Origin of the sequence: Actinoplanes sp. NPDC048791 (assembly GCF_040650095.1) — a bacterium.
Classification (GTDB): Bacteria; Actinomycetota; Actinomycetes; order Mycobacteriales; family Micromonosporaceae; genus Actinoplanes.
The window spans coordinates 1-7,859 of sequence record NZ_JBEZGQ010000336.1 but is presented as its reverse complement, the minus strand read 5'-3'; the positions used below and the strand labels follow the sequence as shown (position 1 = coordinate 7,859).

The following is a 7,859-nucleotide window of genomic DNA, read 5'->3' as shown; positions in this document are numbered from 1 at the left end:
GGAGCCGCCGCCGAGCGCTCCCGCACCTCGGACGGCGGACGCGACATCGCCTGATCCTTGCAAACGACGTCCAGCCGGGGCGTTACTCCTCGTCCTGCTCCCGGGCATCGACGTGGTCGAGCACCGCCGGGTCGGTGGTCCGCAGGCGGTCCATCTCCTCACCCGCGTCGCAGGAGAGCAGCGCGAGCTCCACCGATTCCGGGGTACGGACCAGGACCCGCCAGGTCGCGCCGGACTCCTCCCAGCGGCGCAGCCGTTCCAGGGCCTCACTCATGCGAACACCTCCGTCAGGGCGATGTCCGGGTCGGCCAGCCGGACCGGATCGACGGTACGGCCCCGCAGCCCGGCCCGGACCAGCTCCTGGATCTGCTCGGTCACGTCCCACACGTTGACGTTCATCCCCGCGGCGACCCGGCCCTCAACCGTCCAGAAGGCGATGAACTCGCGGCCCGGCTCGTCACCGCGGATCACCACCTGGGTCTGCGTGCCGGGCGGCACCCAGCCGGCGTACTCCATGCCCAGGTCGTACTGGTCGGTGAAGAAGTACGGCAGCCGGTCCCACTCGGCGTCCTGGCCCAGCATCGCCCGGGCGGCGACCGGCCCCGAGTGCAGGGCCGTGTCCCAGTGCTCCACCCGCAGCCGGGTCCGCAGCAGCGGATGGTCGACGTTGGCGACGTCCCCGGCGGCGAAGATGTCCGGGTCGGCGGTGCGCAGCTGCCGGTCGACCAGCACGCCGTTGTCGACGGGGAGCCGGGCCTGGTCGGCCAGGCCGGTGTTCGGCGTGACGCCGATGGCCACCAGCACGACATCGGCGTTGATGGTCGTGCCGTCGGTGAGTACCACCTGGGCCACGTCCGGGCCGCCCCGCAGCTCCTGGACCCGCGCCCCGAAGCGGAAGTCGACGCCGTGCTCGCGGTGCAGGCCGAGGAAGACCTTCGCGAGGCGGTCACCGAGAACCGAGCGCAGCGGCAGCTCGGCGGGCGTCACCACGGTGACGGTGGCGCCGCGCGTGCGCGCGGCCGCGGCGACCTCCAGCCCGATCCAGCCCGACCCGACGACCACCAGGTGGGTGGCGCCGTTGACGGCCGCGGCGATCCGGTCCGAGTCGGCCAGGGTACGCAGCGAGAACACGTTGCCGAGCCCGGCGCCGGGCACGCCCAGGGTCCGCGGCGAGGCGCCCGTGGCCAGCAGCAGTTTGTCGTAACCGAGGTCGTCACCGTCGGAGAGCCGGACCCGGTGCTTCTCCGCGTCGATGGCGCTGACCGTAGTGCCGGTCCGCAGCTGCACGTCGTGCCCGGCGTACCAGTCGAGGTCGTGCACGTACGCGTCCTCGCGCTGCGCGGTGCCGAGCAGCAGCCCCTTGGACAGCGGCGGCCGTTCGTACGGGATCTCCGGCTCGGTGCCGATCAGCGCGACCGGGCCGGTGAAGCCCTCCGCGCGCAGACTCTCGGCGGCCTTGGCGCCGGCCAGTCCGGCGCCGGCGATGACGAACGTACGGTCCCCGGGCATGAGCACCCTCCTTTGCGGACACCATGCCACGACTCTCGGGGTCGTGTCGGGGTCATTCCCGGATGTGGGCCGAGGGTGCCCGGCGGCAGGCTGAGGCCCATGCCGAGACTCGTCAGAATCTGTGCCCTCGCCGCCCCGGCGCTCATGCTGGTCTACGGCCTGCTGCGGGTGGTCGACGGTCTCGACGGCGACCGGCACAACGGCCCGGCGTGGGATCTCGGCCACGTCGCCTTCTTCGTCGCCATCGTGCTGTTCGCCGTGCTCGCCGTCGCGCTGCGCGGCCTGGACCGTCCCGCCGCCCCGGCGTCCCGCATCCTGGTCGAGGCGGCCACGGTCGCCGTGCTGTTCGGCGCGGGCTGCTTCCTCTGGGTCATCGCCGGGGACCTCTCCGAGGACTTCCGTACGGCGGCGCCGCTGCCGGACCCGCTGGACCTGGTCGGGCCGGCGCTCTTCCAGATCGGGCTGCTGATCCTGTTGGTCCGGCTGGTCCTGGCCCGCCGGCTGCCGGTCTGGAGCCCGGTGCTGGCGCTGGTGGGCTTCGCCGCGATCGGCCTCAACCTGGACCTGCTGCCGCTCGGCGCGGCCCTGGTGCTGGCGGCGCTGCTGCCGCTGGCCCTGGCCCGCGACGCGCGTCTCACCACCGGGCAGCACCGGCCGGTCGGTTCGTAAGGGTAGCCTTACCCCGACCGAGACCCAGTAGGGAAGTGTTGTCATGGCGAACAGGCCAGTCCGGGCGGCCACGATCGGGGAAGTCACCCGGGTCGAGCAGCTCACGCCGCACATGGTCCGCATCGTGGTGGGCGGGGCCGGCCTGACCGGGCTCGACGCCGGCGCGTACACCGACCACTACGTCAAGATCCTGTTCCCGCGGCCCGGGGTCGCGTACCCGGAGCCGTTCGATATCGCCGTGATCCGCGAGACGCTGCCCCGCGACCAGCAGCCCCTGGTCCGCACCTACACGGTCCGCCGCTGGCGCCCCGAGGTCCCGGAGCTGTGGCTCGACTTCGTCGTGCACGGCGACGAGGGCATCGCCGGCCCGTGGGCCGTCGCGGCGCAGGTCGGCGACCCGGTCCGCTTCATGGGCCCGGGCGGCGGCTACACCCCGGACCCCGCCGCGGACTGGCACCTGCTGGCCGGCGACGAGAGCGCCCTGCCGGCGATCGCGGCGGCGCTGGAGGGTATGCCGGCCGGGGCGCCGGTGAAGGCGTTCATCGAGGTGGCCGACGCGGCCGAGGAGCAGAAGCTGGAAACCCCGGCGGACGCGGAGATCACCTGGCTGCACCGCGACGGCCGGCCGGTGGGTGAGGCGCTGGTCGAGGCGGTACGCGGCCTGACGTTCCCGGCGGGCCAGGTGCACGCGTTCGTCCACGGCGAGGCGACCTTCGTCAAGGATCTCCGCGCGCTGCTGCGGGTGGAGCGCGGTCTGCCGATGACGCAGCTGTCCATCTCGGGCTACTGGCGCCGCGGCCTGAACGAGGACGGCTGGCAGTCGAGCAAGCGCGAATGGAACCAGCAGGTCGAACGCGAACAGGAGCCCGCGGCCAGCTAGTTCGGCTGTTCACGCAGCCAGGCGGCGGTGTCGCGGGGGAGCAGTCCGTCCCCCGCGACCGGGCCGCTGGTGAGCAGCACGTCCCCTTCCGGCAGCCGAGCATCGCCATCACCCATGGCTACGGCGAGGGTCACGCCGCACCCTCGCCGGGCGAGCAGCAGCCCGTCCTCCTGGACCGACCACAGCACGCTGTCCTCAGCCGGCAAGAAGCGCCGCAGCTCCAGCGCCCGCCGGGTCAAATGCAGCGTCGACCCCGGATCGGCCTCCTGCGCCTCGACCGACAGATCACCCCACCCCGCCGGAACCGGCAGCCACGGCGGCTGAGCCCCGGCCGGGGAGAAGCCGTACGCCCCCGCCGGGTCACGCCGCCACGGCAGCGGCACCCGGCAGCCGTCGCGGGAGAAGCCGGCCCTGGTCCACGCCGGGTCCTGCCGGGCGGCCACCGGCACGTCGACCTCCGGCAACCCCAGCTCCTGCCCCTGATAGAGATACGCCGCGCCGGGCAGGGCCAGCACGGTCAAGATCGCCGCGCGGGCCCGGGCCGGGTTGCCGTAGCGGGTCGGGGCTCGTACCACGTCGTGGTTCTCGGCCACCCAGGTCACCGGGGCCGGACCCTGGGCGTACGCCAGCAGAGAAGTGCCCGTGGCCAGCCAGGCCTGCGGGTCCCAGGGCGCCGTCACGAAGGCGAACGCGAACGCCTGGTGCAGTTCGTCCGGACGGACGTACCGGGCGGCGCGGTCCGGGGTCAGGTTGACCTCGCCGATCAGCTGCCGGGGCGGGTCGTACGAGTCGGCCAGGCGCCGCCACTGCCGGTAGACGTGGTGCACCTCTTCCTGATCACAGGCGAGGGGGTTGCTGCGCAGCCGGCCCGGTTCCGGGGTCACGCCGGCCGGGAGGTCCGGCAGCCCGGGCGCTTTGAACAGGCCGTGGGCCACGTCGATGCGCAGGCCGTCGACGCCGCGGTCGAACCAGAAGCGCAGCACGTCGGCGAAGAACGGGGCGGTGCGCGGGTCGCGCCAGTTCCAGTCGGGCTGCTCCGGCGCGTACAGGTGCAGGTACCACTGCCCGGGGTGGCCGTCCGGCTCGGTGATGCGGGTCCAGGCCGGTCCGCCGAAGACACTCGGCCAGTTGTTCGGTGGCTCGGTGCCGCCCGGACCGCGGCCGTCAGCGAAGTGGAACCGTTCCCGGGGCGGACTGCCCGGGGCGGCGGCCAGGGCGGCCCGGAACAGCGGATGAGCGGCGGAGCAGTGGTTGGGGACCACGTCGGCGATCACGCGTAGACCGAGCTCGTGGGCCCGGGCCAGCAGGGTGTCGAACGCGGCGAGGTCACCGAAGAGCGGGTCGACGTCGGTGTAGTCGCTGACGTCGTAGCCGTGGTCGGCCTGCGGTGAGCGCTGGAAGGGCGTCAGCCAGATGGCGTCGGCGCCGAGCCGGGCCACGTGGTCCAGGCGGGCGGTGATGCCGGTCAGGTCACCGACGCCGTCGCCGTCCGCGTCGGCGTAGGAGCGCGGGTAGATCTGATAGACGACGTCGGTCATGTCCACATTGTTGCCCCACCGTTACGCTGTAATTCCACGACAACTTCTGCAAAGTCTTGCAAGGGTCGTCCGCCGGAGGTTAGCGTGCGTCGTCGCCCCGCCATCGGAAGGCCTCAATGTGGAAACCCTCCTGCCCGGACGGCGTCCGACGTTCGTCGGGTCCCTCATCCTGGGCGTGCTGCTGAGCATCGCCGCGGTCGTGCCCGCCTCCGCCGCCCGTCCCGCCGAGCCGTCCGCCGCCGCCCTGGCGAGCTGGGGCTTCGACGCCGCGCCGGAGCCGGCCGAGCAGTTCTACTTCGTGCTGCCGGACCGTTTCGCCAACGGTGACCGGTCCAACGACACTGGCAGGCTGCCCGGTGACCGGCTCTCGACCGGCTTCGACCCGGCCGACAAGGGCTTCTACCACGGTGGTGACCTGCAGGGGATCATCAACGGGCTGGACTACATCCAGGGTCTGGGCACCACCGCCATCTGGCTGGCCCCGGTCTTCAAGAACCGGCCGGTGCAGGGCAGCGGCGACGACATCTCGGCCGGTTACCACGGCTACTGGATCACCGACTTCACCCAGGTCGATCCGCACTTCGGCACCAACGCCGACCTCGAGCGGCTGGTCAAGCTGGCGCACAAGCGGGGCATGAAGATCTACCTGGACATCATCGTCAACCACACCGCCGACGTCATCAAGTACGCCGAGAACAAGTACGACTACATCGACAAGGCCACCGCCCCGTACGTGGACGCGCAGGGCCGGGAGTTCGAGGACCGCAACTACGCCGACGGCAGCCGCGCCTTCCCGCAGCTCAACAAGGAGTCGTTCCCGTACACGCCGGTGATCGACGCCAAGGACGCCACGGTCAAGAAGCCGGCCTGGCTCAACGACCCGACGATGTACCACAACCGCGGTGACTCGACCTTCGTCGGCGAGAACAGCGAGTACGGCGACTTCTTCGGCCTGGACGACCTGTTCACCGAGCGTCCCGAGGTCGTCCGCGGGATGACCAGGATCTACGGCGACTGGATCGCGAAGACCGGCATCGACGGCTACCGCCTGGACACCGTCAAGCACACCGACCTGGACTTCTGGCCGCAGTTCGCCGACGGCATCGACCGGGCCGCGCGTCAGGCCGGCAAGAAGGACTTCTTCATGTTCGGCGAGGTCTACAGCGCCGACCAGGAGGTCGAATCGACGTACGTGCGCCGCGGCGGCCTGCCGGCGATCCTGGACTTCTCCTTCCAGGCCGCGGCGAAGTCGTTCGCCGCCGACGGGGGCTCGGCCAAGGCTCTGTCCGACCTGTACGCCGCCGACGACCTCTACACCACCGGCGACACCGGCGCCGACCGCCTGCCGACGTTCCTCGGCAACCACGACATGGGCCGGATCGGCTCGTTCGTCGCCGCCGCCGAGAAGGACCCCGCCGTCCAGGTGCGCCGTGACCGGCTCGCCCACGAGCTGATGTTCCTCGGCCGCGGCCAGCCGGTCGTCTACTCCGGCGACGAGCAGGGCTTCACCGGCCCGGGCGGCGACAAGGACGCCCGGCAGGACATGTTCGCCAGCAAGTCGGCGGACTACCTCGACGACGATCTGATCGGCACCGACCGCACCCACGCGGTGGCCAACTACGAGACCGGCCACCCGCTGTACAAGGCGATCGGCTCGCTCGCCGCGCTGCGTAAGGCCCACCCCGCGCTGCGGGACGGACTGCAGGTCACCCGGTACGCGGCCGACGGCTCCGGCGTCTTCGCCACCTCGCGGATCGACCGTAAGTCCCGCACCGAGTACGTGGTCGCGGTCAACAACGCCACCACCGCGCAGACCGTCACTCTGGACACCTGGACCCCGGCGGGCTCGTTCGCCGGCCTCTACGGCGCCACGGGTACGGCAGCCACCGGCACCGACGGCAAGCTGACCGTCACCGTCCCGGCGCTGTCCTCGGTCGTCTACCGGGCCGCCAAGCCGATCGCCCAGGCGTCCGCTGCTCCCACCGTGACGTTCACCGCGCCCAAGGCCGACGCCCTGGTGCCGACCCGCACCGAGCTGACCGCCACGACCACCGGCGACCCGCTGTCCACGGTCACCTTCGCCGCGCAGGTCGGTAACGGCCCGTGGCAGCTGCTCGGCACCGCCGACCGGGCGCCGTACCGGGTCTTCCACGATCTGACCGGCCTGGCCGGCGGCACCCCGGTGAAGTACAAGGCGGTGGCCCGCGACAGCCGCGGGCGCCTCGCGGTGACGAACACGCGGATCAAGGTCGGCACGCCGCCGGTGACCGCCGGACCGGACTACGCGATCGTGCACTACCAGCGGCCGGCCGGCGACTACGACGACTGGGGGCTGTACGCCTTCGGCGACGTCGAGACGCCGACCACCTGGCCCGCCGGGCAGCCGTTCGACGGGGTGGACGCGTACGGCCGGTTCGCCTGGGTCAAGCTCAAGCCGGGCGCCAAGAACGTCGGTTTCATCGTGGTCGACAAGAACGGCGTCAAGGACGTGGACGCCGACCGTTTCCTGGATCCGACCAAGACACCCGAGGTCTGGCTGAAGCAGGGTGATCCCACGGTCACCACCACCGGCCCGGCCGTCGAGCAGGACCAGAACACCGCGATCGTGCACTACCGGCGGGCCGATGGCGACTACTCCGGCTGGGGCCTGCACGTGTGGGACGGCGCCGCGGCTCCGACCGAGTGGTCCGCGCCGCTACAGCCCGCCTCGACCGACGCGTTCGGCGTGACGTTCCGGGTGCCACTGGCCGCCGGGGCGACCGGGCTGAACTACATCATTCACAAGGGCGACACCAAGGACCTGCCCGACGACCAGCGGCTCGACTTCGCCACGGCCGGGCGGGAGGTGTGGCGGCTGTCCGGCGTACCGGATCGGCTGCTGCCCGTGCTCCGCCGAGCCGGCGGCGGGGTCGCCGACCTGACCAAGTCGAACGCCGTCTGGATCGACCAGCGGACGATCGCCTGGAAGACCGGCACCGGCTCCTCGCTGGAACCGGTCGGGGCCGGCACCGACGGCCGGGTCTACGACCTGGTCCACGCCCCCGAGGGCGGCCTGAGCATCGTGGACGGCGAGCTCACCGGCGCGCACGGCACCATCCGGCTGAACGCGCGCCGCAACGGTCTCACCGAGGACCAGCGCAAGGCGAACCCGCACCTGTGGCAGTACCCGGCGTTCCGGCTCAGCGACGTCTCGAAGATCAAGGATGTGCTGCGCGGCCAGGTAGCGGTGACCGAACGCGACGCCGAGGGCAAGCTGCTCTCCG

Annotated in this window: 6 protein-coding genes; 3 read left to right on the top strand and 3 right to left on the bottom strand. The window is 71.9% G+C overall.

The genetic code is table 11. The features are described 5' to 3' along the window. Positions 1 to 82: 82 nt before the first annotated feature. Both AB0C29_RS23335 and AB0C29_RS23330 read right to left on the bottom strand, forming a co-directional pair. Positions 83 to 274 carry a hypothetical protein gene (locus AB0C29_RS23335; RefSeq protein ID WP_360823622.1) on the bottom strand — a complete coding sequence of 64 codons (192 nt, stop codon included), beginning with the start codon at positions 272 to 274 and terminating at the stop codon, positions 83 to 85. Further along, positions 271 to 1,509: an FAD-dependent oxidoreductase gene (locus AB0C29_RS23330; RefSeq protein ID WP_360823619.1), complete on the bottom strand. Its 1,239-nt coding sequence runs from the start codon at positions 1,507 to 1,509 to the stop codon at positions 271 to 273. The genes AB0C29_RS23335 and AB0C29_RS23330 overlap by 4 nt, the downstream gene beginning before the upstream one ends. A gap of 99 nt (positions 1,510 to 1,608) precedes the next feature. On the opposite strand from AB0C29_RS23330, the gene AB0C29_RS23325 reads away from it, so the two are divergent. Together AB0C29_RS23325 and AB0C29_RS23320 are read left to right on the top strand one after the other, a co-directional pair. After that, positions 1,609 to 2,178 (top strand): hypothetical protein, encoded by a 570-nt coding sequence (locus tag AB0C29_RS23325; RefSeq protein WP_360823616.1) that lies wholly within the window; start codon positions 1,609 to 1,611, stop codon positions 2,176 to 2,178. A 43-nt stretch (positions 2,179 to 2,221) separates the two neighbouring features. After that, positions 2,222 to 3,058: a siderophore-interacting protein gene (locus AB0C29_RS23320; RefSeq protein WP_360823615.1), complete on the top strand. Its 837-nt coding sequence runs from the start codon at positions 2,222 to 2,224 to the stop codon at positions 3,056 to 3,058. On the opposite strand, the gene AB0C29_RS23315 is transcribed toward AB0C29_RS23320, so the two are convergent. After that, positions 3,055 to 4,596 (bottom strand): glycoside hydrolase family 13 protein, encoded by a 1,542-nt coding sequence (locus tag AB0C29_RS23315; protein WP_360823612.1) that lies wholly within the window; start codon positions 4,594 to 4,596, stop codon positions 3,055 to 3,057. The two genes, AB0C29_RS23320 and AB0C29_RS23315, sit on opposite strands and share 4 nt — an antisense overlap. 118 nt (positions 4,597 to 4,714) lie before the next feature. Between AB0C29_RS23315 and AB0C29_RS23310 the strand changes: the two genes are divergently transcribed. Continuing rightward, positions 4,715 to 7,859: alpha-amylase family glycosyl hydrolase (locus AB0C29_RS23310; RefSeq protein WP_360823609.1), on the top strand; the 3,145-nt coding region annotated here is incomplete at its 3' end.